Source organism: Arthrobacter sp. D2-10 (assembly GCF_054161285.1).
The window spans coordinates 2,998,584-3,022,197 of the sequence record NZ_CP096431.1 but is presented as its reverse complement, the minus strand read 5'-3'; the positions used below and the strand labels follow the sequence as shown (position 1 = coordinate 3,022,197).

The window sequence follows — 23,614 nt, the reverse complement described above, 5'->3', positions numbered from 1 at the left end:
GGGAACCAAGAAAGTATGCAAAAAGGTTTGCGCCCACCTGAGAAGCGTGTTTTGCTAAGAGTTGAGCAGTGGGGACTCTAGGGGGTGGTAACGGATGAACAGGCGATTCGGTCGATCTGTTGCTGTTGCTGCGCGGGCCTCGCTGATCGGCGGCCTCAGCGCACTAGGTCTTCTGGCCCTCTCCGCTACTGTTGCTAACGCTGACGACGGCGGGCAGCAGGGCCTCCTGGGGTCCGTCACCTCCGTTGTTGAGGAAGTTGTCGCTCCATCGGAGGCGCCTTCTGGTGTCGTCGGTAAAGTTTCTGATCTCGATGGCGGCGTGAGTGCTGTTCGTTTAGTCGCACCGGTTACCGGTGTGGTCGATTCGACGCTGTCTCAGGTGCCGGTGGTCAACAACGTTTTACCTGCTGATACCGTCACCTCCGTCACGCAACCCTTATTGGAAACTGCCGACACAGCGCTGTCTCCGGTGCTCACTCCGGTGGGCGAGGTTATTGAACCCGTGCTGGACGTCGTCAACCCCGTCATCGACGCGGTTGACCCGGTGCTCGAAGTAGTTGATCCCATCATCGAAGTGATTGATCCGGTGGTGGAGGTTGTCGATCCTGTAGTTGATCCGATCGCGCCCACGGCTCCCGAGCCTGCACCCGTCGTTGACATCGATGCACCGGCTGGGGCTGCTCCTTCCGATCCAGGCGCGGATCACCACAACAACACCTTCACTGATCCCGATGGGGTCGCTGGTTCAGAATCGGATGCCAGCTCCTCGGGCAGCGCAAATGGTGCGGTGTCCGGTGGAACAAGAGAAAAGCCTGCAGTTGCTAAATCTCCTGCGCATGGTCCGGTGAAGGTAGCTTTCGACAGCCGCCACGCTCCGATAGCAGCGGCCGGTATTGAGCACCACGTTGTGGAAGCGCCTGCGTTCACGATCACAAACGGGCAAACCTCTACTGTTTTGTTCGGTTCCCTGACTGGTGACACAGGTACTGGCGGGGGCTCGTCCGGCTCGACGATGTCGGGTGGCTCCGGTGCCGCTGATGCCCTTACTTCTTTCTTCAATTTCGGTCTCTCCCTGATGGCGTTCACACAGTATGGACAGTCATCCGAGCTGCCGCTGAATCCTACGTTCGATCCCGGTTCTACTCCTGATTGATGAGCTGCCGGCTGCCCTGAAGAGGCGGTAAGTCAGCTTTCCTGTGGCGCAGAAGACGCTGCAAACAAACATCAAAAATCAGGAGTAATCATGCATACGTGCATACAACGAGGGATCAAAGTATTCCTCCTTGCCGGGGGCATTCTTGTCCTCGGCGCCGGGGCGGCCTCAGCCGCTGAACCCGGCACAGATAGCAGTTTGCTCGGAGGTGCGGTCGCCGGTGTGGACGTGGTGGCTCCCGTGAATGTTGGCGGGAATGCGATTTCGGTGATCGGTGATTCTTCGTCGACTGGTTCGGATTCGTCTTCGACTGGTTCGACTTCCGGTGGCGTTGTGAACGGCGGCGGGGACGCTGACCACTACGGCTCTGCTGGCCTGCTCGGCGGTGTGGTTGCCGACGTGGAGGCTGTCGTTCCTGTGAATGTTGGCGGGAATGCGATTTCGGTGATCGGTGATTCTTCGTCGACTGGTTCGGATTCGTCTTCGACTGGTTCGACTTCCGGTGGCGTTGTGAACGGCGGCGGGGACGCTGACCACTACGGCTCTGCTGGCCTGCTCGGCGGTGTGGTTGCCGACGTTGACGCTGGCGTTCCGGTGAATGTCGGCGGGAATGCGATTTCGGTGATCGGTGATTCTTCGTCGACTGGTTCGGATTCGTCTTCGACCGGTTCGACTTCCGGTGGCGTTGTGAACGGTGGCCATGGTGATGGCTACACCGGCGGCACCAACGGCGGGCTGCTCGGCGGTGTGGTTGCCGACGTTGACGCTGGCGTTCCGGTGAATGTCGGCGGGAATGCGATTTCGGTGATCGGTGATTCTTCGTCGACTGGTTCGGATTCGTCTTCGACCGGTTCGACTTCCGGTGGCGTTGTGAACGGTGGCCATGGTGATGGCTACACCGGCGGCACCAACGGCGGGCTGCTCGGCGGTGTGGTTGCCGACGTGGAGGCTGTCGTTCCGGTGAGTGTTGGCGGGAATGCGATTTCGGTGCTCGGGGATTCCTCCAGCAAGGATTCGGGTTCCTCGGCTGGTGGTTCCACTTCCGGTGATGCCTCGAACGGTGGCCATGGTGATGGCTACGAGGGCGGCACCAACGGCGGGCTGCTCGGCGGTGTGGTTGCCGACGTGGAGGCTGTCGTTCCGGTGAGTGTTGGCGGGAATGCGATTTCGGTGCTCGGGGATTCCTCCAGCAAGGATTCGGGTTCCTCGGCTGGTGGTTCCACTTCCGGTGATGCCTCGAACGGTGGCCATGGTGATGGCTACGAGGGCGGCACCAACGGCGGGCTGCTCGGCGGTGTAGTCGCTGACCTGGAGGCTGTTGCTCCGATCAACGTTGGCGGGAATGCGATCTCGGTGATCGGTGATTCCTCCACGGATGGTTCCAATTCGTCCTCGAACGGTTCCACTTCCGGTGATGCCTCGAACGGTGGCCATGGTGATGGCTACACGGGCGGCACCAATGGTGGGCTGCTCGGCGGTGTAGTTGCTGACCTGGACGCTGTTGCTCCGATCAACGTCGGCGGGAATGCGATCTCGGTGATCGGTGATTCCTCCAGCAAGGATTCGGATTCCTCGGCTGGTGGCTCCGCTTCCGGTGATGCCTCGAACGGTGGCCATGGTGATGGCTACACGGGCGGCACCAACGGCGGGCTGCTCGGCGGTGTAGTCGCTGACCTGGACGCTGCTGCTCCGATCAATGTCGGCGGGAATGCGATCTCGGTGATCGGTGATTCCTCCACGGATGGTTCCAATTCGTCCTCGAACGGTTCCACTTCCGGTGATGCCTCGAACGGTGGCCATGGTGATGGCCACGAGGGCGGCACCAATGGTGGGTTGCTCGGCGGTGTAGTTGCTGACCTGGACGCTGTTGCTCCGATCAACGTCGGCGGGAATGCGATCTCGGTGATCGGTGACTCCTCCAGCAAGGATTCGGATTCCTCGGCTGGTGGCTCCACTTCGGGTGATGCCTCGAACGGTGGCCATGGTGATGGCTACAACGGCGGTGTGGTCGCCGACGTAGATGCTGTCGTTCCGATCAATGTCGGTGGTAACGCGATCTCGGTGATCGGTGACTCCTCCAGCAAGGGTTCGGATTCCTCGGCTGGTGGCTCCACTTCGGGTGATGCCTCGAACGGTGGCCATGGTGGCGATGGTGATGACTACACGGGCGGTACCGATGGTGGGTTGCTCGGCGGTGTAGTTGCTGACCTGGACGCTGTTGCTCCGATCAACGTTGGCGGGAATGCAATCTCGGTGATCGGTGATTCCTCCACGGATGGTTCCAATTCGTCCTCGAACGGTTCCACTTCCGGTGATGCCTCGAACGGTGGCCATGGTGATGGCTACACGGGCGGCACCAATGGTGGGTTGCTCGGCGGTGTAGTCGCTGACCTCGAAGTACTCGTACCCATAAACGTCGGGTGCAACGCCGTTTCAGTAATCGGAGACAGCAAAACAACTGATTGCGGTTCCGCCGCGGGCGACCCAGAAACACCTGTGGATCCGGTTGATCCTGTCGACCCTGTCGATCCTGTGGATCCTGTGGATCCTGTCGACCCTGTCGACCCTGTCGACCCTGTCGACCCTGTCGATCCGGTTGACCCGGGCGCACCCGCTGAGCCGGGCACGCCTGTCACCCCAGTTGACCCGACTGATCCGACTGACCCGGGTGCACCTGCTCAGCCTGGAACCCCTGTCACCCCGGTTACCCCTGTCGACCCGACCAACCCGAACGCTCCTGCAGCGCCAGGTGACTCGTCGAATGCAGGTAGCAACGGGACCCCGCGCGCGGAAGGTCCCGCCGGTTCTGAATCGACGGTTGTCTTCGCCCATACCGGCATCTCCGCTAGCGGAGATACGAAGGCTTCCGCCGCTGGCATGGCAAACCGCAGCGCCCTCGCTGAGACCGGCACCGGTTCGCTGGTGCTGCTCCTGATGGGCGGCCTACTGTTGATCGCCGGCACCCTACTGGTCGCACGTCGTCCGCGTACGGCGGGCGCCTGACCGAGGAGAGTAGCGGCCGGAGCCCCGGAAGGGGCTCCGGCCAACGCGCATACCCTTCTGCACGTCCCTTCACGGAATATGCAGTGCGGTCTGCGTCGTCTGTTCTAGCCCCAATAGTCGGAGATGCTGGCTTTCGTCGCTCGCTTCCTCCTAAACCTTCCCTTGCTTTGGTTCCTGCTAGGTCACGGACTGCCACGGTTGCCCTCCAGTTAAGGTTTCCCAAGCAACAGTTCACTTAGGTTCGGAAGCGTTGGTGCGTCCCTGTTCGGGACGTGCGCGACGAGGAGCCAATCGTGAGAAAACCCTTGGGTGCCATAGCACTTGCCGTTACTGCTGCAGTCTTCCTGACCTCCTGTGGACAGGGAGACGGCCCTGCCGAAAGTGTTGGTTCCAGCGATGCTGGCACGCTCGTTGTCTACACGAACTCAAACTCGGAAGGTCGCGGCGAGTGGCTGCAGGCGAAAGCAGCCGAGCCAGGATTTGAGATTGTTGGAGCCGGCGGAGCTGATGCCACGAACAAGCTCATCGCAGAGAAGAACAACCCCGTTGCCGACGTCGTATATGGATTGAACAACGTCTACTACGAGCAGTTGAAGAAGGAGGACGTTCTCGAGCTCTACACGCCGGAGTGGTCCGGGGGATTCGACTAAGCTCTCGCCGACCCCGCAGAGGAGAAGGCCTACTGGCCGCTGGTGCAGCAGGCCATCGTGCTCGCATACAACGCGGACACTGTCAGCCCGAACGAAGCCCCAAAAGGCTGGCCCGAGCTGTGGAGCAAGGACGAGTACAAGGACCGCCACGAGCGAGTCAACGGGATGGGAGCCGCCACAACGGCGCCGGTCCGGTGAGCCGGCGAGGGCGACGCACGGTGACGGGCTTCGCCAAGGTTGATTGGAACTTCAGGTGCTGTTCACGTTCTCCCCGGCCGACGTTTCCACGTACCGGCCAAGGTGGATGGGCATGCCAACAGCGGCTTCCCGCCGACACCGACTCCCGGAAAGATCCATGAAGAAGAACATCACACCACTCGTCACCACGATCGCTGTAGTTGCTGGCCTTGGCGTTGCTGTCCCTGCTGCCGCAGCACCGGCTGACCTGCAGGCACCGGCAGCGCACGCCGAGGCGCAGCGCGCCATCGAGAACTATCCGTTAACCATCGACTCAGGCTCCTGGGACGCCGGCCATATTCAGGGCATCGCAATAGATGAGAAGAACGGGTATGTCTATCACTCGTTCACGAACATGCTGGTCAAGACCGACCTCGAAGGTACCGTCATTGGGACGGTCGAAGGGTTCACCGGCCACCTCGGTGACCTGGACTTCAACACGAAGGACGGCCGGGTCTACGGCTCGCTGGAGTACAAGGCTGAGGAATCCTTCTACATCGCGATCTTCGACGTCGACGCGATTACTGAGGTCGGAATGGACGCCGAGGACTCGGGCATCGTCACCGCCGTCTATCTGGAGGAAGTGGTCGAGGACTACACCGCGGATATGAACGGCGACGGCCGGTTCGACGGCAACACCGGCAACACTGCCGATCACCGCTACGGCTCCAGCGGTATCGATGGCGTCAGCTTCGGTCCCGAGTTCGGGAAGAAGAACGGCAAGCAGCAGCTGATGGTCGCGTATGGCGTCTACCGTAACAACGCCCGCAGCGACAACGACCACCAGGTGCTCCTGCAGTATGACGTCTCCGGCTGGAAGCAGTACGAACGCCCGCTCACCCAGGCCGATCCGCACACCTCCGGTCCCGCCGACGAGGACGCCAAGTACTTTGTCCACACCGGCAACACTCACTATGGGGTGCAGAACCTGAGCTACGACGACGACAGCCACCTCTGGTACATGGGTGTGTATCGCGGCAGCAAGCCCGAGTACCCCAACCGGACGCTGTACGTAGTGGACGGAACCGTTGCACCGGAAGAACAGGCCATCGAGGGCCAGCCCACCGAGGAAACCGGGTTAGTGTTGCCGCTCCTGCAGCAGGGCCTGCAGCACGAACCCACCGGGATCTACGGATGGGAATTCAAGTCCGACGTCGGCATCGAGCCGATCGGTGACGGCTACTTCTACGTCGCCCGCGACTTCGACGATCACTCCAGCGGCCGCAAGCAGGAAGCAGCCACTCTTGAGCTCTATCGGTGGACCGGCGAGGGCGCTTCCGGGTTCGAGAAGGTTGTTCGCTAGAAAGCACGCGTTCTCGCTCTGGCAATGAGCAGATTTTCACCGCTCCGGTTCCTGCGGGCAACTCCACCGCAGGAACCGGACATGGTCACCCTGTCAGAGGTCAGACCGATCAGCTCCCAACCAGCGCCGACTGTTCGTTGTGGGCGAGGTAGCCCCGCTGGATACTGATCTGATCGGCAACGTACTTCGCGTCATGCCATACGCCCCAGATAAAGCTCGACCCCCGGCGTGACTGCCACGGCAGCCCGAGAAAGTAGATGCCTGGCTCGGTTGAGACGCCCCGCTGCTGGCGCGGGCGGCCCTTCTCGTCGAATGCATCGACCTGCAGCCAGCTGTAGTCCACCGCAAACCCGGTGGCCCAGATGATGGTGGTGATGCCGGCATCCTCCAGGTTGAGTTCCAGAATCGGGTTCGTCACGCTCTCCGGGTCCGGGCGCAGCTCTCTGGCCTCGGGTTCCTCTGGCAGGTCCAACCCGTTGCGCTCCACGTAGGCGTCAGCCTCGTCGAGCACCGCAAGATAGTTGGCATCGCCCTGCGCCAAATTCTTCCCGAGGTCCTGACCGAACGTCATGTTACCGCCGTCGAACGCCAGGGTCCGGCCGACGAGGGTGATCCCACTGGCGGCGAGATTGCGGAAATCAACCGTGTGGCCGCCGTCGGCCCCGCTGACCGCGATCGTCACGTGCTCCGCGCCCTGCGGGGGAGCGGAGGCTTCCCACTTGTTGAGGACTCCGAGCCACCAGCAGAAATCGCGTCCACGGTAGCTGCGTGGCGGGCGGTCGTGCGGGCCGACCGAAAGGTACACCTGGCGCCCGGAACGCTGAATTTCAGCGGCGATCTGCACGCCTGAGGAGCCGGCGCCGACCACAAGCACGCCGCCCTCCGGAAGTTGGCCAGGATTGCGGTACTTGCTGGAGTGCAGCTGGGTGAGGTTGGAAGTGTCGGGAACGACGGCGGGAATCACCGGACGCTGAAAGGGTCCGGTCGCGGCAACGACGTAACGTGCCGAGAAGTCTCCCGCCGACGTCGTCACCTGAAAGCCGGGTGCACCGGTGTTTCGGCGTACAGAGGTCACCTCGACGCCACAGCGGATGGGTGCGCCAATCTTCTCGGCGTAGGCCACGAAGTAGTCCGCCACCTGTTCCTTGGAGGCGAATTCTCCGGGCTCCAGATCCGAGAACTCCAGACCGGGGAAGCGGTCGTGCCACGCCGGCCCATTAGCGACGAGGGAGTCCCACCGTTCGGAGCGCCACCGTTCAGCGATGCGGTGGCGTTCCAGAACGAGGTGCGGGATGCCCTGCTCAGTCAGGTGTTCGCTCATTGCGACGCCGGCCTGGCCAGCGCCTACAACGAGGACCTCGATCTCTGGACTGGACATGTGGATCTCCTCTGCATGCGACGATTGGTGGCTGGAAGGGGACGACGGCGGAGTGTCGCCTTGCTCCGTTCCCAGCGGGAGTGCGGCTCGAATGTCTCGATCGGTTGCCACTTGTTCTCCCCGTTCCTTCAATTCTTGCGGCGGCGCCTGCATCTGCATAGCTAATAAATCCGCTCAGCTTTATCTGATTTACAGCTGCGAATCTGCCTTCAATGGGCTGCGGCTTTCAGCCGGAGCGCGCACGTACACAGACTCGCCGCCGAGCACTGTCCGCGAAACGCGCAGGTCGTCGAAGCTATCCGTGGCGTTGATTGGTCCAGTCAGAATGACGAGGTCTGCTCGCTTTCCTGGCTCGAGGGTTCCCAGGTCGTCCGCGTTGCCGGACACCTCGGCCGATCCAAGCGTGTATGCGCGCACAGCCTCATCGACGCCGAGCCGTTCCTGCGGCTGGGCAGGTTCGCGAGATTCGGCATTCAGGGCGTGGACGTCTTCCTTCGGAGCAGTGCGCGTGCAGGCCGTGTGAAGGCCCCATAACGGATCGGGGCTGGTAACAGGCCAGTCGCTGCCCATCGCGAGGTGCGCCCCTGCGTCGCGCAGTGAAGCAAAGGGGAAGTGGTATCGGGCGCGGTCTTCCCCGATGAGGGGGAATTTCCGCTCGAGAATTTCCTGGTCGTTCCGTGCCCACAGCGGCTGCAGGTTCGCCGTCACCCCGAGCTCGGCGAACCGGCCGAAGTCGGCGGGGTCAACGACGTCGAGGTGGGCTATCTGATGTCGCTGCCCTGGACCGTTCCGGCGTCGGGCGTGGGCCACTGCGTCCAGGCATTCGCGTACCGCGCGGTCACCGACGCCGTGGAAGTGGATGTTCAGACCGGCCGCATCGAGCTCAGCCGTTATCTGCCCGAGGTGCTCGGGGCTGATCACCGAGTCACCCCGGGACTCTGGGTGCACGCCCCGGTATGGCTCGATGAGTGCAGCCGTGCAGTTCTCGCAGATGCCGTCCTGCATAATCTTCACGCTGCGCACGATGAAGCCGGCGTTACCGGCGGCCCTGATGCGTTCAAGCATCTCCGGAACGTACTCAGGCCCGGCGGTCGGCGGCCACCACATGGACCCGGTTACCCGTGCCCGCAGGGAGCCGTCGTTGATCGTTTCGATGTATGCCGGAAGGGAGTCGGGAAGGGTCAGGTAGGCGCCAAGGATTGCGTCATGCCACGCGGTGATTCCGAGCGAGAACAAGTGGCGCTGGGCGGCCAGCAGACCCTCGCGGAGGTCCTGGGGCCTATGCGGAGGGATGAGCCGGGAGACAAGTTCCCCGGCGGCATCCAGGAGTACGCCGGTCGGGACGCCGTGTTTGTCCCGGATGATGCGGCCAGCCGCGGGATCCGGCGTATCGCTCCTGATTCCGGCCCGGCGGAGCGCCTCGGTGTTGACCCAGACCCCGTGCGCGTCATGGCTCGTGAACACCGCAGGCTTGTCCGGCACCAGCTCGTCGAGCATCTGCCGGGTGGGCAGCCCACCGGGGAAGACGTCGCCGAACCAGCCTGACCCCACGACCCATTCGCCGTCGTGGTTTGAAGCGTAATTGCTGATCAAGCCGGCATACCCGTCCAGGGAATGTGCCTGGTCAAGGTTGCAGCCGAGCAGCGCTAGTCCGCCGGCCTGGGCGTGGATGTGGGCGTCGTGGAAGCCGGGAAGCACGGCCGCGCCGGCGGCGTCGAGGTGTTCCGTCCCGGACCCCGCTAGCGGGAGGATCTCCTCGTCGCTGCCGACGGCGGTGATCCTCCCGCTCGTGACGGCCACCGCCGTCGAACTGCTGCGCTCGGGCAGCCAGAGCTGGGCACCGGTGATGATGAGATTCGGAGCGCTCATTTCACCCCGGCAGTGGTGATGGCGGAACGCTTCCAGAGGCCGTAGGCGACGGCCGGTACGGCGAACCCGACGATCCATGCGACGTCCACGAACCCAAGCGGTTCCGCGAGAGGGCCGGTGTACATGGTGGTCACCATGAACGGGAACTGCACGAGGATGCCCAGCAGGTAGCTCACCAGGCCGATGGTGTCCCAGCGGCCGTAGATGCCGCCATCGCGGCGGAACATGTCGTCCACGGCGTAGTGGCCCTTGCGCAGGATGAAGTAGTCCACCAGGTTGATCGCCGACCAGGGGATGAGGACATACAGCAGGACCGTGACGAAGTTGCCGAAGATGACCAGGAAGTCGTCCTTGCCGAGCAGGGCTCCGAGCATCGCGAGGAGAGCGTAGGCCACCGTCATCGAGACCCGCTTGACCGTGTCGATCCGGACCTTGGATGAGAGCGTCTCGAACACGGTGAGGGAACACATGACGCCGGAGTAGATGTTGGAGGAGTTCATCACCGCCGAGGCGATGCCGAAGGCGAAAAGGACGATCGGCCCGAACCCTCCTAGCAGTCCGCCGAGCGCTGACATGGCGTCGCCGTCGGTCGTGGTGAGGCCAACGAATGCGCCGAGGATCATGACCAGCACGGTGCCGATCACAAGTCCAAGGTAGGTTGCCCAGAACGCCTGGCGTGAGCCGCCCTCTTTCGGCATGTAACGCGAGTAGTCGGACACGTAGGGCGCGTAGGCGAGCTGCCAGGTGACGCCGATAGCGAGCATGCCGAAGAATCCCGCGACGGTGAAGCCGAGGTCGCTCTGCACGGCGAACGTCGCGGGATTGGAAGCTGCGATCACGATCGAGATCACCACCAGGACGCCGACGACGACGGAGAACACGCCCATCAGCTTGCGCACCAGGTCGTAACCGAAGATCGCGACGGCGAGAGCGATGACCGCGCAGACGATGATTCCGGCATTGATCGAGTCACTTTGGAAGACCGCGGCGAAGCTCTGGGCGGCGACCACGAGGTTGGAAGCGAAGAAGCCGAGGAACATGATGAGCGCGATGAGCGCGAGGATGCTTCCACCGAAGTAGCCGAACTGGCCGCGGGCCTGCAGCATCTGGGGGATCCCCAGCTGCGGTCCCTGCGAAGCGTGCAGAGCAGCCCCCAGTCCGCCGATGACGTTGCCGATCACCACTGCCGTGATGGTCCAGCCCAGTGACAGTCCGAACAGGGTCGGTCCCAGTGCGCCGGTTACGACCGTCAGGGGCAGCATGTTGATGCCGAGCCAGACGAAGAACAGCCCGCGAGTGGTACCGTGCCGCTCGTCCAGGGGGATGGGGCGGATGTGGCGGCGTTCGAATGTGATCAGTTTCGCGGTTCTGTCGGAACCGGTCGGATTCTTGAGGGTGTCCTCGATCATGACTGCACTCCTTCGTGCGGTGAGTTGCGGACGGTTGGGCGGTTGAAAGAGTGCATCGGGAGCGAGTTTCTTGTCCCGGCTTCAGACGCCGGACGTGAAGGCCGCACTCTCAAGCACCTCATCTGTGATCCCAGCGTCACGGACTTTCTTGGCCCGGATGTAGCCGACGACGCCGAGGGCCAGGATGCAGCCGAGCGTGCCGAGGGCGAATGCCTCAAAGGTGAACTGGGAGACTCCCCAGATTTCTTCGAAGTTGTAGTCCAGTCCGAAGAGAACATCGAGCGTGCCGGGGAAGATGGCTACCCAGGAGCCGATGAGGATCCAGCCGAAGCAGATGGCGCCGAGAACCTTGAAGCCGGTGTCGGAGACCGGGACCTTGAACGGCCGGTCGGTATGCGGGTACTTGGTGCGGAGCCGCACGGCGGCGGGAATGGCGAACAGGTAGCTGAGCAGGAAGGTGGAGATGGAGATGCTCAGGACGACGCCGAACAGCGCGCTGCTGGTCCCGGTCAGCTGCATCGCCGCGAGCATGAACAGCGTGGCCACCACGCCGGAGAGGGTGTTCACGCGAATGGGGGTGCCCAGCTTGGGATGGAACTTGCCGAAGAAGCCTCCGAAGAAGGATCCGTCAGCGGCGGCCATGGCTTGCATGCGGTCGCTGATGATCATCCAGGCAGCGCCCTGGGAGACCAGGACGAAGCAGAAGACCATCGCGGAGATTGCCAGCATGACCTCGGCTGCTCCACCGAAGACGGTGTAGACCGTGGCAATTGCACCGAACAGTCCGCCGATACCGGTGATTTCGTCGACCGGGACCACCAGGAGGATGGCCAGGATCGGCAGCAGGTAGCTGGCGGCGGCGATGACCGAGGAGCGGGCTACGGAGATGGGAACGTCCTTGGCGGGGTTCTTCATCTCGCCGGCGGCGCTGTTCCCGGACTCAAACCCGAGGAAGGAGAACAGAAGCAGCGGGGTTACGCCGAGGAAGCCCGCGAGGGTGGGCGAGAAGAAGCCGAGGTCCAGGCCGTTGAAGCCATGCTGCAGCCCGTAAACCAGGGTGACGATGATGAAGAAGGTCAGGAAGAGGACCTTGAGGATCGCCCCGAGCGAGGGCAGCCACTTGCCGTGCTTCAGGCTGATGATCGCCGAGGTGACGGTAATCCAGATGAAGGCCAGCTTGAAGAGGTAGTCGCCGAAGCTGCCTGCTTCAATGTGCCCGACGTATTCCGACCAGGTCTCGACCGCCACGAACGCCATGGCGCCGCCAACCCACACCGGCTGCGTCACCCAGGTGAACAGCGAGGTGATGGCGGCGACCACGCGTCCGAAGGCCATCTTGGTCCAGACGTAGACGCCGCCCTCCTCGGTGAACGCTCCGCCGGTCTCCGCGAAGATGAGGCCGTACGGGATCATGAAGGTCACGGCGAGGATGAGCGTCCAGGTGAACGTCTCTCCACCGAACCCGGAAACCTGGCCCAGGATTTCCACGGAGATGACCGCAGCGACAACCAGGAGCAGGATGTCGAAGCGGCCGAGGGATTTCTGCAGATGCTGGCTTTGTTCCTCCGCGAGGCGGGTTTTGCCTACTGGCTGGTCCATGATCGGTCCTTTGTTTGCTTAAGTCTGCAACGTCGCAGACGTGCGTGAACGGTTCGAAGCCTCAGATGCGGGACGGGGAGGCGTCAGGTGCTGCCAGAAGCGTAGGCCTGTGAACTGCATCACGTACACCATTGAATACCGATGATCCTTATCACTTCATCTGATGAATCAACTCAGCCGAACTGGATCCACGTGGTCTTCGGCGAGGTGTAGTTGTCAAAGGCATGGAGGGACAGATCCCGTCCGAATCCTGACTGCTTGAAGCCGCCGAATGGGGTGGTGTTCCCGAGGGCGTCGACGGTATTCACAGACACCGTGCCGGCCAGCAGGTCACCGGCTACCCGGTGCGCCCGCGAGAGGTTCGACGTCCAGACCGACGCCGCCAGTCCGTAGTCAGTGGCGTTCGCAAGGGATACCGCTTCCGCCTCGGTCTCGAAGGCATGCAGTACCGCCACCGGTCCGAAAATCTCCTCCCGGTGCACGTCGTGATCGCCAGGCAGGCCGCCCAGCAGCGTCGGCTCCAGGTAGGCATCGGAGCCACGGACCTCCCGGCGCTCGCCACCGAAAAGCACCTCACCGTCGGTGCGTCCGCGCACAATCCAGCCTTCGACGTCGTCCGCGTGGGCGCGGCTGATCAGCGAGCCATTCCCCTCAAGGCCGGCGAGCGGATCTGCCGTGCGGTAGTCCTCCGCCGCCTGGGCGAGGAGGGACGCGAACTCGTCGTGGATCTCCCGCTGAACCAGGATGCGCGAGTTCGCCGAGCACACCTGCCCCTGATTGTAGAAGGCGCCGAACGCGGCTTTGGCGGCAGCCGTCGCGAGATCCGCGGTATCGGCGAAGATGATGTTGGAGCTCTTGCCGCCCGCCTCCAGGCTCAGTCGCTTCAGGTTGCTCTTGCCGGAGGCTTCGAGCAGGGTGCGTGAGACGGCGGTGGAACCGGTGAACGCCATGGCGTCGACGTCCATGTGGTGTGCCAGCGCGGCACCCACTTCGCGCCCGGTGCCGGTGATGATGTTGAGGACGCCGTCGGGAAGGCCCGCCTCCGCAGCCAGCTCTGCCAGGCGCAGGACGCTGAGCGAGGTCTGCTCAGCGGGCTTCAGCACCATGGTGTTGCCCGCAGCGAGAGCGGGCGCGATCTTCCAGACCGCAATTTCGAGCGGGAAATTCCAGGGCACGACGGCGGCCACCACACCCAGCGGCTCCCGCGTCACCAGGGCCGTGGCTCCGGGGGGAACCGCCGGCAGTTCGCCGCTTTGCTTGTCGGCGGCCTCTGCATACCAGCGCAGGGTGGAGATGGCGCCGGGGACGTCGACCGTCGTCGTCTGCAGGATGGGTTTGCCGCTGTCGAGGGTTTCCAAAAGCGCCAGTTCGTCGGCGTGCTGTTCCAGAAGGGCCGCGACTGCCAGGAGCACGTGCTTGCGCTGCTCAGCTCCGGCGCGTGACCAGGATGGGAAGGCGCGGCGGGCGGCAGCGATCGCGACATCGACGTCCGCGCCACGACAGGCTGCAAGTTCGGCAAGGGTGCGGCCGTCGACTGGACTGATGGTTGGCCGGGTGAGCCGGTCGCCGGCTGACGTGCGGCGACCGTTTATGAAGGCGCGGCCGTCGATGGATAGGGCGTCGGCTTGGCTCTGCCAGTTGGTGGCAAGGATGGTGCTGCTATTCACGGGTTCTCCTCGGTGGGGGATGTGCGGGTCTGGCTAGTGGGTAGGGCTTGGAATCAGGTGTGCCGGCAACTGCTTCCGCATGCGTGGACTGCGCTGCCCGAGCCGCAGCGCGGCAGAGGCAAGCATCAGGCACACGAGTTCGACACCCAGGAGGGCGAGCATTGCTGCGCCGTGGGATGTGCCAGCGCCGTGCTCCGTTCCGTGGTGGGTGCCGGCCCCCGGCATCGCGAAAAGTGCTAGGTGGATCAGGATCATCGCGATCCCCATGCCCAGCAGATGCTCCGCCGCGCGGGAGGTGCAGCGCGGTCGTCCCACCATTGGTGCCGCGCAGGCGAGGCACGCGACGGCCATTGCCGCCATCCACCAGGCCATCGCACCAGCTGGTCCCAAGGCTGCAGCAGCGGCGTGGGTTATGACGCTGACAGCCACCGCCGTGATGACCAGGGCCGCCTGCAGGTGACTCGTGGGCGGGCTGAATGGGCGCAACTGAGTAAGCGGGTGCATTTCCCTCCTGACTTTCCGGCCGCCCGACGGTGGGCTTTACGACCGGCGCGTGATGTGCGTAACATCAAAATGTTGGTTGAACAGTTGTACCACCAAAACTCGACTTTCAGGAAGATCCATGACCCTTGAGACGCCCACCCTCGCTGCACTGGCGCAGCACCCCCTCGAACAGCTCACTGCCGAGGAGATCCGAGAAGCCCGCCGCATCCTCACTGACGCAGGACTGGTCGAAGAGACCACCCGGTTTGCTTACCTCGGGCTTATCGAGCCTCCGAAGACCGCTGTCCACGACGAAGACGTCGATCGCAGGGTTCGCGTCATGCTGTGGGACGCCGCCCTCTCGCGCTCGCTCGATATCCGCCTCTCCCTGGCCAGCGGGTCAGTCCTCAACAAGCGAGAACTGGATCCCGCCGTCGACGGCCAGCTGCCGGTGCTGATTGAGGAGTTCGAGATCATCGAAGAGATCCTGGCCGCGGACCCGCAGTGGAACGCCGCGCTCGCCTCCCGCGGGCTCACGCCGGCACAGGTACGGGTTGCTCCGCTGTCCGCGGGGGTCTTCGAGTACGAGAACGAAACCGGTAAGCGGCTCCTGCGGGGACTCGGCTTCCGCCAGGATCACGCTAATGACCACGCCTGGGCGCACCCCATCGACGGCCTCGTGGCGTTTGTCGACGTCGAAAAGCGAAGGGTGGACCACCTGATCGATGACGGTCCCGTGGACGTCCCCGAGGTCAACGGCAACTACACCGAGCCCGCGATTCACGGCGAACACCGCACCGACCTCAAGCCGATCGAGATCACGCAGCCCGAGGGCCCGAGCTTCACCCTTGAGGGCAACCACCTGTCCTGGGCGGGCTGGGACCTGCGCGTCGGCTTCGATGCCCGCGAAGGGTTGGTGCTCCAGCAAATCCATCACACGCACAACGGACGACGGCGCCCGCTGATCCACCGCGCTGCGATCTCCGAAATGGTGGTTCCGTACGGCGACCCCTCGCCGTACCGGAGCTGGCAGAACTACTTCGACTCCGGCGAATACCTCGTCGGCCGGGACGCCAACTCGCTCAAGCTCGGGTGCGATTGCCTGGGTGAGATCACCTACCTGTCGCCGATCGTGGCCGACGACTTCGGCAACCCGCGCACCATCGACAACGGCATCTGCATCCACGAGGAAGACGCCGGCATCCTCTGGAAGCACACCGACGAGTGGGCCAAGTCCAACGAGGTCCGCCGCAACCGCCGCCTGGTGGTTTCCTTCTTCACCACCGTGGGCAACTACGACTACGGTTTCTACTGGTACCTCTACCTCGACGGCACCATCGAGTTCGAGGCTAAGGCAACCGGCATCGTCTTCACCGCTGCCCTCCCGGACAACACGTATCCGTACGCTTCGGAGATCGCGCCCGGTCTCGGTGCTCCTTATCACCAGCACCTCTTCAACGCCCGGCTGGACATGATGATCGACGGCGCCACTAACCGCGTCGAGGAGCTCGACCTCGTTCGGCTGCCGAAGGGTGAGGGAAATCCGCACGGTAATGCTTTCACGCAGAAGCGCACGGTCCTGGCCCGCGAATCGGAAGCAATCCGCGACGCTGACGGTGCCAAGGGCCGCGTCTGGCACATCAGCAATCCCGAGTCGCTGAACCAGCTCGGGCACGCGGTCGGCTACACCCTCTACCCGGAGGGCGGCCCAACGCTCGCCATGGCCGATGATTCGTCAATCGCCTCGCGCGCGGCTTTCGCGAGGCATCACCTGTGGGTGACTCGCCATGCTGAGGGTGAGCTCTACGCCGCCGGTGATTTCGTGAACCAGCACCCGGGCGACGCGGGCCTCCCCACCTATGCCGCCCAGGACCGCGACATCGACGGTCAGGACCTCGTGGTGTGGCACTCCTTCGGCCTGACCCACTTCCCGCGGCCGGAGGACTGGCCGATCATGCCCGTCGACACCACCGGCTTCACCCTGAAGCCGCACGGGTTCTTCGACGCCAACCCCACACTGAACGTGCCGCCGTCGTCGTCCGGGCATTGCGCGAGCGGAGTTGGCGGCACTGAGGATCCCACCGGCGTCGGGCGCTCCGAGGCGGGTGGCTGCCACTAGCCGCCGGGCCACCGCGGGGGAGCGTCCCCGCGGTGGTAGTGTGCACACGTTCGGGCGATGGGACCCGCAGAACCGAAGGAGTGAGCGTCATGCCTCGCTTGGTGGACCACCAGGAGCGACGCCGTTCGATCATCGAGACCACGTGGCGGCTGATCGCCGAGCAGGGGATCGAGAACGCGAGTATGCGGGACATCGCGCGGGAGTGCGGCTATGCGGCGCCGGGCGTCCTGGCGCACTACTTTCCAAACAAGGATGCGTTGCTGCTGGCGTCGTATCAGCTGATCTGCGAGCGGACCAATGAGCGGATCGACGCCGGCACTGCCGGCCGTCGTGGCCTAGCCGCGCTGCGCGGGCTGTGCCTGGAGATCATTCCGGCGGATCCGTTGACCGTCGTCGAAGCGCGGGTAGCGATCTCCTTCTGGCAGCGTGCGCAGACGGAGGAGTCGCTGCGCGCCGTGGGCCGCGATGCACTGCTGCACTGGCGGAGGCTAATGATGGGTTTCCTTGCGGAAGCAGAGCACGACGGCGAATGCCCGCCTCTGCCTGACCCGGACTTCGTTGCGGATGAGCTTCTGAACATCATGATGGGGCTGCACGTGACGTCGATGCTGGACCCTTATGTGGTCACGGGCTCACGGCAGCGTCACATGATGGAGCGGGCGCTGGCCCGGCTTTCGACCGGGCAAACGGCGGGTGCGGTTTAGCGCTACTCGCGAACCTCAATCTCGGGGTGGTGCTCTCTGACCCACTCGGCCATGCGACGGCTCCGCTTCTCGATGAACTTGAGAGTGGCCTCCCGGTACATCACGTAGTCCTCGGTTGTGGCCGGCACCCCAGAGCGCTTGAAGTTGTCGAACGGCAGGAGGAAATCAACCGCGTCGTAGTCCGGCGTGACGAGGTCCTGGAAGTGGAAGAACTCAACGAATTCCGCGAAACCGTCGAAGAGAGCGAAGAAGTCGGAGTAGGCGGTGATGACATCGGCGAGTGGGCTCTCGGGCTCTCCTGCATAGTGACGCCGGATGCACTCAAGGGTGAGGTCCATGCGGTCAGCAATCCGTGAACGGAGCCCTCGTGCCGTGTTCATTGTGGGGCGGTCCTTGGATCGGACGGGCCAGATCATCGCACTGCCGATGGTGTACGGCGGGTCTAGATAGAGGGACCGCTGTTCCTCACTTAGCTCGGCGATGGCGGCGACCAGAGCCTTCGGCCGTAACCACCTGCCGTAGGAGTTGGTGATGGCATCGCTGCCGTACACATGCCTTGCGCCGGAATCGTCCGTGTAGATGAGGTAGTTCCCTCGGCGTTCCCGCGGGTCGGTTGGCACTCTCGGCGCGAAAAGCACGCCGGATCGCAGTTCCTTGGTCCACAGCAGCTCATGGTGTGACCGCAGCTTCGGACTGTCTCTGTCGGCGTCGGGCCTGGTCTTCCGAGGCTTGTCCGTTTTGTAGTCAAAGGAAGTGTCAAAGTCGCCCATGTTCGAAGTCTATGCAGGGGGACCGACATTTCGGTTCATCGTCAGGCGGACCCTTCTATTCCTTCCCTTCTGCGTGCTGCCGCTTCGGCTGCCCTGCCGCGGCGCGCTGCTGGCGCACGCTTTGAGCGACCGCTCGCATCCGCGCCGTCGGGCGCTGGGTTCGCAGCCGGGCCAGCACGATCCTCAGTTCCGGAACCTTGTCCTTGATGGCGACGGCGGCGACGTGGCCGCCGTCGTACGTTAGTCCATGCTGCGGACGCTGGTGCAGGATCGAGTAGCCGTGGCCATTCGCCACAAAGGTGCGCACCGTCTCGTAGCTGGCGGAGCGGAACTGCACGTCGGGTTCGAAACCGGCGCTGCGCAGGATGGAGAGCATGAGCTCGCGGCTGTGTGGGAGGTCGAGCAGGACGAACGGCTCCTCGGCGACCTCGGAGAGCGAGACTTCCGTGCGTGAGGCGAGCCTGTGTTCCGGCGGGAGGGCCAAGTAGGGGCGGACGCTGTCGACGGCGGTGACCGCGATCGCTTCGGGCAGGCCGAGGTCGTAACAGAGGGCGAGGTCGGCCTGACCGGTGAGGAGGGCGGCAGAGCAGCCGGTGGCGTCGGCTTCGGTGACCTCGAGTTCGAGCTTCGGGTGGTCGGCGCGGAGCCGGCCTAGGAGCCCGGGGAGCATGAAGGGTGCCAGGGTGCTGAAGCAAACCAGGCGGATGCGTCCCTCGACGCTACGTTGCTCGCCCTTGGCATGGTCGAGCGCTTCTTCGAGGTGGGCAAGGACGGCCTGTGCGTCGCGGAGGAACAGCTCGCCCGCGGGGGTAAGCAGCAGGCCCTTGGAGCGCTGGCGGATGAAGAACTGCGAGCCGACGCTCTTCTCCAGCTGGGAGACTGCGGCTGACACGGCGGACTGCGCCACGTTGAGTCGCAGGGCTGCCCCGGTCATGGATTGTTGGGCGGCGGCCTCAACGAAGTAGCGCAGTTGGGTGAGGGTGACATCCATGCGGACAGCCTACTCCTTCAACACTTCTTCTGATGCAACATGTCAGAAATGACTGTTCGACAGATTCAACGAGTGGGAGGAAGCTGGAACCAGAACCCACCTGCTCAGCGGTGGTGACCAGGAAACAGCAACACAGCGGAGAGGCAGCAGCCACGTGAAGCATCAGCGCATTCGGACCTTCAACACGAAAGACACCTATCCCGAGCAGAACCTCGACAACGACCTGTGCCAGGCGGTCGTTGCGAATGGGGTCGTCTACCTTCGCGGACAGATCGGCCAGGACCTGGACACCCGGGAGTCGGTCGGAATCGGCGATGTCGAGGCGCAGACCGAAAAGGCCATGGCCAACATCGACATGCTGCTGAAGGAAGCGGGCAGCAGCCTCGAGGACATCGTCAAGGTGACCGTCTACCTGATCGATCCGCGCTACCGCGAGACCGTGTACCGCACGATGGGCCGCTGGCTCAAGGGCGTGTATCCCGTGTCGACCGGGATTGTGGTGCAGGCACTCGCCCGTCCCGAGTGGCTCGTCGAGATCGACGCGACCGCCGTGCTTTCGACTCCCGAGGGGCAGAAGTGACCTTCAGCATCGCCGCGACCGACGGCGAAGGCCGCTTCGGTATTGCCGTCTCCTCTTCTTCTCCCGCGGTTGCTGCCCGGTGTGCGCACCTGCGCGACGGCGTAGGCGTCGTCAGTTCGCAAAACATCACCGACCCGAGGCTTGGCGGTGCGATTCTGGACCGCATGCAGGACGGGGCTTCCGCGCAGGAGGCGCTCGACGCCGTCGTTCGCGATGCTCCTGCCGTGGATTTCCGGCAGCTTGTTGTGCTGGACGCTTCGGGCGGGTCTGCTGTTTTCAGCGGTGCGCATACCCTTGGCACGTACGGCGAGGGTCGCGGGCCGAACTGTGTGGCCGCCGGCAACATGCTGGCGAGCGCCGACGTCGCACAGGCGCTGTGCGACGGGTTCGACGCCGCGACGGGGGAGCTGGAGATACGCCTCCTAGCCGCCATGCGAGCTGCCGAAGCTGCCGGGGGAGAGGCCGGGCCGGTGATGTCGGCTGGCCTATCGGTCGTCTCCGGTCACGGCTGGCGGGACACCGACCTGCGCGTGGACTGGCATGAGGATCCGATCACGGAGCTCGAGCGGCTGCTCGAGGTGTGGTTGCCGCAGCGCGAGGACTACGTGATTCGCGGGCTCGATCCGGCTGCGTCCGTCGGTTACGGAGTGCCCGGCGATGACCGCTGAGCAGACTGTGGAGCTTGGCCAGCGCGAGCGCGTCCTCGAGACTGTTTCGTCCGAGCACCCGCGGCTGATCGGGCTGTCGGAGCGGCTTCATGCGAACCCGGAGCTGGGGTGGCAGGAACACCAGGCGGCCGCGTGGACCGCCGAGTACCTGACCAGCCTCGGCTTCGAGGTTGAGAAGGAGTACCTCGGCTTCCCGACGGCGATCCGCGGGGTCTTCGGTACGGGCAGCTGGCGCGTCGGGCTCATGGCGGAGTACGACGCCCTTCGCGGCCTCGGCCATGCCTGCGGGCACAACGTCATCACCGCGCTCTCCTGTGGAGCCGCTGCTGCGCTCGCTGAGTTCGCGGAGGAGCGGGACCTCACCGTCGAGGTGTACGGAACACCCGCGGAGGAAGGCGGCGGCGGCAAGATCGAGCTGCTGAAGCGCGGGGCGTTCCAGGGGCTGGACCTGGCCATGATGGCGCATCCGAGTCCGGTGGATTCCGCTGACGCCCGTCCCTACGCCGTCGCACATAGCCACATCGAGTTCCAGGGCAAGTCGGCGCACGCCGCTGCGTATCCGGAGATGGGCGTCAACGCGAACGATGCGTTCGTCGTCGCGCAGGTTGCGCTGGGCCTGCTGCGGCAGCAACTGCCGTCCGGCACACGGGTGCATGGCATCCAGACCCGCGGGGGAGAGGCACCGAATGCCATCCCGGAGAAGACGGAAGGCCGCTGGTACGTCCGGGCCGAAACGCTGACGGATCTCGAGGGGCTGGAGGAGCGCGTCTACCGGTGCTTCGAGGCCGGCGCCCTGGCATCCGGGTGCGAGCTGTCGATCACTCCGGAGTCCGAACCGTACTCCGAGTTCCGGACGGACCAGCGAGCCCTCGAGCTGTACGTTCAGCATGCAGAGTCGTTGGGCCGGGACTTCAACGCACCGCCGGAGCAGGCGACCATGAACCGCGCCTCCACCGACATGGGCAACGTGTCGCAGGTGGTTCCGGCCATCCACCCCTATATAGGTCTGGGCTGCTTCCCGGCAGCCAACCACCAGCCCAGCTTCGCGGCCCACTGTCGGGGCGACGCAGCGAATCAAGCAATTTACGACGGCGCTGCCGCCCTGGCGCTTACGGCGCTGGACTACCTGGCGTAGCCCGCTCTACAACATCACTCAGAAAGAGATCATGGACAGCCAAGAGTCAGCGTCGACTGGCAGCGTTCGGTTGGAGAGAGACAGCCTCGGAGAGCGGGAAGTTCCCGCCGACGCGTACTGGGGGATCAGCACCCTGCGTGCGGTGGAAAATTTCCCCGTCAGTGGTCGCACCATCGGCAGCATGCGATCGCTGTTGTGGGGGTTCGGTGCTATTAAGGCTGCGGCTGCCCGGACCAACGAGAAGCTGGGGCTGTTAGAGCCGGCGCGGTCGGCTGCGATCCAAGCGGCGTCATTAGAGGTGATGGACGGGCTGCTGGACGAGCACTTCGTTGTCGACCGAATCCAGGGCGGTGCCGGAACCAGCACCAACATGAACGTGAACGAGGTAGTTGCGAATCGTGGACTGGAGCTACTCGGTCACACGAAGGGCGACTATGCGGAATTGCATCCCATCGACGACGTGAACCGCAGCCAGTCGACCAATGACACCTATCCAACGGCCATTAAGATCGCCCTGCAGCGTGAGCTGGTCATTCTCTGCGACGAGCACCAGCGGCTCAGTGACGCCTTCGCAGCCAAAGCCGAAGAGTTCGCCGACATCGTCAAGGTGGGGCGGACCCAACTGCAGGACGCAGTGCCGATGACCTTGGGCCAGGAGTTCGGGGCCTTCGCGGAGACGTTGCGGGAGGACCGGAAGAGGCTCCTAGAGTTACTGCCCCACCTCCGGGAGTCCAACCTCGGCGCAACCGCCATCGGCACCGGGATTACGGCCCCGCCCGGCTACCGCGAGGCGGTCATTGAGGAACTAAATGCGCTGACCGGTCTGCAACTCGTTTCAGCGACGGATCTAGTGGAGGCTACGAGCGACACCGGTGTCTTCATGCTCGTATCTGGCGTTCTCAAAAGGGCCGCCGTGAAGCTGTCGAAGATCTGCAACGACCTCCGTCTGCTTTCTTCCGGGCCGCAGACGGGCTTCGGCGAGATATTCCTGCCGGCGGTCCAGGCAGGCTCCTCGATTATGCCGGGCAAGGTGAATCCGGTGATCCCGGAGATGGTGAATCAGGTGGCCTTTCGGATTGTCGGGGCTGATGCAACGGTCACGATGGCCGTCGAGGCTGGACAGCTCCAACTCAACGCTTTCGAACCTGTCGTCGCGGACGCACTGCTCGAGTCGCTGGCCTGGCTTACTGCGGCATGCCGCCTGCTGCGCACCCACTGTGTCGAAGGCATTGCCCGAACACAGCGATGCTCCAGCAGCGCATGGTCGAGTCGATCAGCGTTGTGACCGGCCTTGCTCCACTTATCGGTTACGCAGCCGCTGCGGATTTGGCCAAGGCAGCACTCGCCAGCAACCGGTCTATTGCAGCAGTTGCTGCAGAGCGCGGCCTGCTGGATGAGCAGCGTCTGCTGCTTGCGCTCTCGCCCAACACTTTGGTCGGGCCGGGTTAAGCGGCATCAGAGGCGGTCTCGTCGGCAACGGTTACTGGCTCCCACGCACGGCGCCGGCGCCCCAAAGGAATATCCCGCTGACCGACGACGACCTGCGGCGCGATAACGAGGTCGTTACGGACATGAGTAAGAGCCGCAACGCTGGATCAACCGGGTGCCGGTGCATTCGTCGCCCTATTCGATCGCTACGTCGCCGCCAAGCTCGTTCAGTGTTCGCTGCAGGTTGTGACGCTGTCGACCTGCTGGCGGATATGGCCGCGGCGCTCCATAGGAATTTGTAGTTTACTGTGGCCCGCAGGCAGAGGTGTGACCTACGCATGAAAGTACGATCAACTTCACCTTGTGTTGGCCGTTGGGAAGCGAGTTATGTCTCCTAAGACATGGGATGCAAGACAAAAGTACGAGACAGTTCCGCTAGACACCCTTTTGTAGTTTTGAGAAGAGAAT

18 protein-coding genes and 1 pseudogene are annotated in these 23,614 nt (G+C 63.7%); 11 read left to right on the top strand and 8 right to left on the bottom strand.

Annotated elements, in window-relative coordinates; translation table 11 throughout:
- Nucleotides 1-94 precede the first annotated feature (94 nt).
- The 5 genes from M1D74_RS14135 to M1D74_RS14115 all read left to right on the top strand — a co-directional run bounded on the left by M1D74_RS14135 (nucleotide 95) and on the right by M1D74_RS14115 (nucleotide 6,346).
- Nucleotides 95-1,153 carry a hypothetical protein gene (locus M1D74_RS14135; RefSeq protein WP_458115693.1) on the top strand — a complete coding sequence of 353 codons (1,059 nt, stop codon included), beginning with the start codon at nucleotides 95-97 and terminating at the stop codon, nucleotides 1,151-1,153.
- 90 nt (nucleotides 1,154-1,243) lie between these two features.
- Nucleotides 1,244-4,156 (top strand): hypothetical protein, encoded by a 2,913-nt coding sequence (locus M1D74_RS14130; protein WP_458115692.1) that lies wholly within the window; start codon nucleotides 1,244-1,246, stop codon nucleotides 4,154-4,156.
- A gap of 293 nt (nucleotides 4,157-4,449) precedes the next feature.
- A complete protein-coding gene (locus M1D74_RS14125; RefSeq protein WP_458115691.1) occupies nucleotides 4,450-4,806 on the top strand; it encodes a hypothetical protein in 357 nt (118 codons plus the stop codon).
- A gap of 42 nt (nucleotides 4,807-4,848) precedes the next feature.
- Nucleotides 4,849-5,004, top strand: coding sequence for a hypothetical protein (locus tag M1D74_RS14120; RefSeq protein WP_458115690.1), 156 nt, complete (start codon nucleotides 4,849-4,851; stop codon nucleotides 5,002-5,004).
- 157 nt (nucleotides 5,005-5,161) lie between these two features.
- On the top strand, nucleotides 5,162-6,346 hold the full coding sequence (locus M1D74_RS14115) for a hypothetical protein (RefSeq protein ID WP_458115689.1): 1,185 nt from the start codon (nucleotides 5,162-5,164) through the stop codon (nucleotides 6,344-6,346).
- Nucleotides 6,347-6,455: 109 nt separating this feature from the next.
- On the opposite strand, the gene M1D74_RS14110 is transcribed toward M1D74_RS14115, so the two are convergent.
- The 6 genes from M1D74_RS14110 to M1D74_RS14085 all read right to left on the bottom strand — a co-directional run bounded on the left by M1D74_RS14110 (nucleotide 6,456) and on the right by M1D74_RS14085 (nucleotide 14,772).
- Nucleotides 6,456-7,724, bottom strand: a complete 1,269-nt coding sequence (locus tag M1D74_RS14110; RefSeq protein ID WP_458115688.1) for a flavin-containing monooxygenase — start codon at nucleotides 7,722-7,724, stop codon at nucleotides 6,456-6,458.
- 189 nt (nucleotides 7,725-7,913) lie between these two features.
- On the bottom strand, nucleotides 7,914-9,593 hold the full coding sequence (locus M1D74_RS14105) for an amidohydrolase (protein ID WP_458115687.1): 1,680 nt from the start codon (nucleotides 9,591-9,593) through the stop codon (nucleotides 7,914-7,916).
- Nucleotides 9,590-11,002: a purine-cytosine permease family protein gene (locus tag M1D74_RS14100; protein ID WP_309072576.1), complete on the bottom strand. Its 1,413-nt coding sequence runs from the start codon at nucleotides 11,000-11,002 to the stop codon at nucleotides 9,590-9,592. The genes M1D74_RS14105 and M1D74_RS14100 overlap by 4 nt, the downstream gene beginning before the upstream one ends.
- A gap of 81 nt (nucleotides 11,003-11,083) precedes the next feature.
- Nucleotides 11,084-12,601 (bottom strand): APC family permease, encoded by a 1,518-nt coding sequence (locus tag M1D74_RS14095; RefSeq protein ID WP_309124640.1) that lies wholly within the window; start codon nucleotides 12,599-12,601, stop codon nucleotides 11,084-11,086.
- A 173-nt stretch (nucleotides 12,602-12,774) separates the two neighbouring features.
- Nucleotides 12,775-14,268, bottom strand: coding sequence for an aldehyde dehydrogenase family protein (locus tag M1D74_RS14090; protein WP_458115686.1), 1,494 nt, complete (start codon nucleotides 14,266-14,268; stop codon nucleotides 12,775-12,777).
- A gap of 33 nt (nucleotides 14,269-14,301) precedes the next feature.
- Nucleotides 14,302-14,772: a hypothetical protein gene (locus M1D74_RS14085; RefSeq protein ID WP_458115685.1), complete on the bottom strand. Its 471-nt coding sequence runs from the start codon at nucleotides 14,770-14,772 to the stop codon at nucleotides 14,302-14,304.
- Between the two features lie 118 nt (nucleotides 14,773-14,890).
- Here M1D74_RS14085 and M1D74_RS14080 point away from each other — a divergent pair, with 118 nt between their 5' ends.
- Both M1D74_RS14080 and M1D74_RS14075 read left to right on the top strand, forming a co-directional pair.
- Nucleotides 14,891-16,870 (top strand): primary-amine oxidase, encoded by a 1,980-nt coding sequence (locus tag M1D74_RS14080; protein WP_458115684.1) that lies wholly within the window; start codon nucleotides 14,891-14,893, stop codon nucleotides 16,868-16,870.
- 89 nt (nucleotides 16,871-16,959) lie between these two features.
- Nucleotides 16,960-17,574 (top strand): TetR/AcrR family transcriptional regulator, encoded by a 615-nt coding sequence (locus tag M1D74_RS14075; RefSeq protein WP_458115683.1) that lies wholly within the window; start codon nucleotides 16,960-16,962, stop codon nucleotides 17,572-17,574.
- 2 nt (nucleotides 17,575-17,576) lie between these two features.
- On the opposite strand, the gene M1D74_RS14070 is transcribed toward M1D74_RS14075, so the two are convergent.
- Both M1D74_RS14070 and M1D74_RS14065 read right to left on the bottom strand, forming a co-directional pair.
- Complete coding sequence (locus M1D74_RS14070; protein ID WP_458115682.1) at nucleotides 17,577-18,344, bottom strand: DUF6994 family protein; 768 nt, start codon at nucleotides 18,342-18,344, stop codon at nucleotides 17,577-17,579.
- Between the two features lie 55 nt (nucleotides 18,345-18,399).
- Nucleotides 18,400-19,335, bottom strand: a complete 936-nt coding sequence (locus M1D74_RS14065; protein ID WP_458115681.1) for a LysR substrate-binding domain-containing protein — start codon at nucleotides 19,333-19,335, stop codon at nucleotides 18,400-18,402.
- A gap of 154 nt (nucleotides 19,336-19,489) precedes the next feature.
- Here M1D74_RS14065 and M1D74_RS14060 point away from each other — a divergent pair, with 154 nt between their 5' ends.
- The 4 genes and pseudogenes from M1D74_RS14060 to M1D74_RS14045 all read left to right on the top strand — a co-directional run bounded on the left by M1D74_RS14060 (nucleotide 19,490) and on the right by M1D74_RS14045 (nucleotide 23,167).
- The gene (locus M1D74_RS14060; protein WP_458115680.1) at nucleotides 19,490-19,915 is read left to right on the top strand and encodes a RidA family protein; all 426 of its coding nucleotides are present in this window, start codon (nucleotides 19,490-19,492) and stop codon (nucleotides 19,913-19,915) included.
- A complete protein-coding gene (locus M1D74_RS14055; RefSeq protein ID WP_458115679.1) occupies nucleotides 19,912-20,583 on the top strand; it encodes a DUF1028 domain-containing protein in 672 nt (223 codons plus the stop codon). Before M1D74_RS14060 ends, M1D74_RS14055 begins: the two co-directional genes overlap by 4 nt.
- Nucleotides 20,573-21,718, top strand: coding sequence for a M20 family metallopeptidase (locus M1D74_RS14050; protein WP_458115678.1), 1,146 nt, complete (start codon nucleotides 20,573-20,575; stop codon nucleotides 21,716-21,718). Before M1D74_RS14055 ends, M1D74_RS14050 begins: the two co-directional genes overlap by 11 nt.
- A 31-nt stretch (nucleotides 21,719-21,749) precedes the next feature.
- Nucleotides 21,750-23,167 (top strand): annotated as a pseudogene (locus tag M1D74_RS14045) (aspartate ammonia-lyase).
- Nucleotides 23,168-23,614 lie beyond the last annotated feature (447 nt).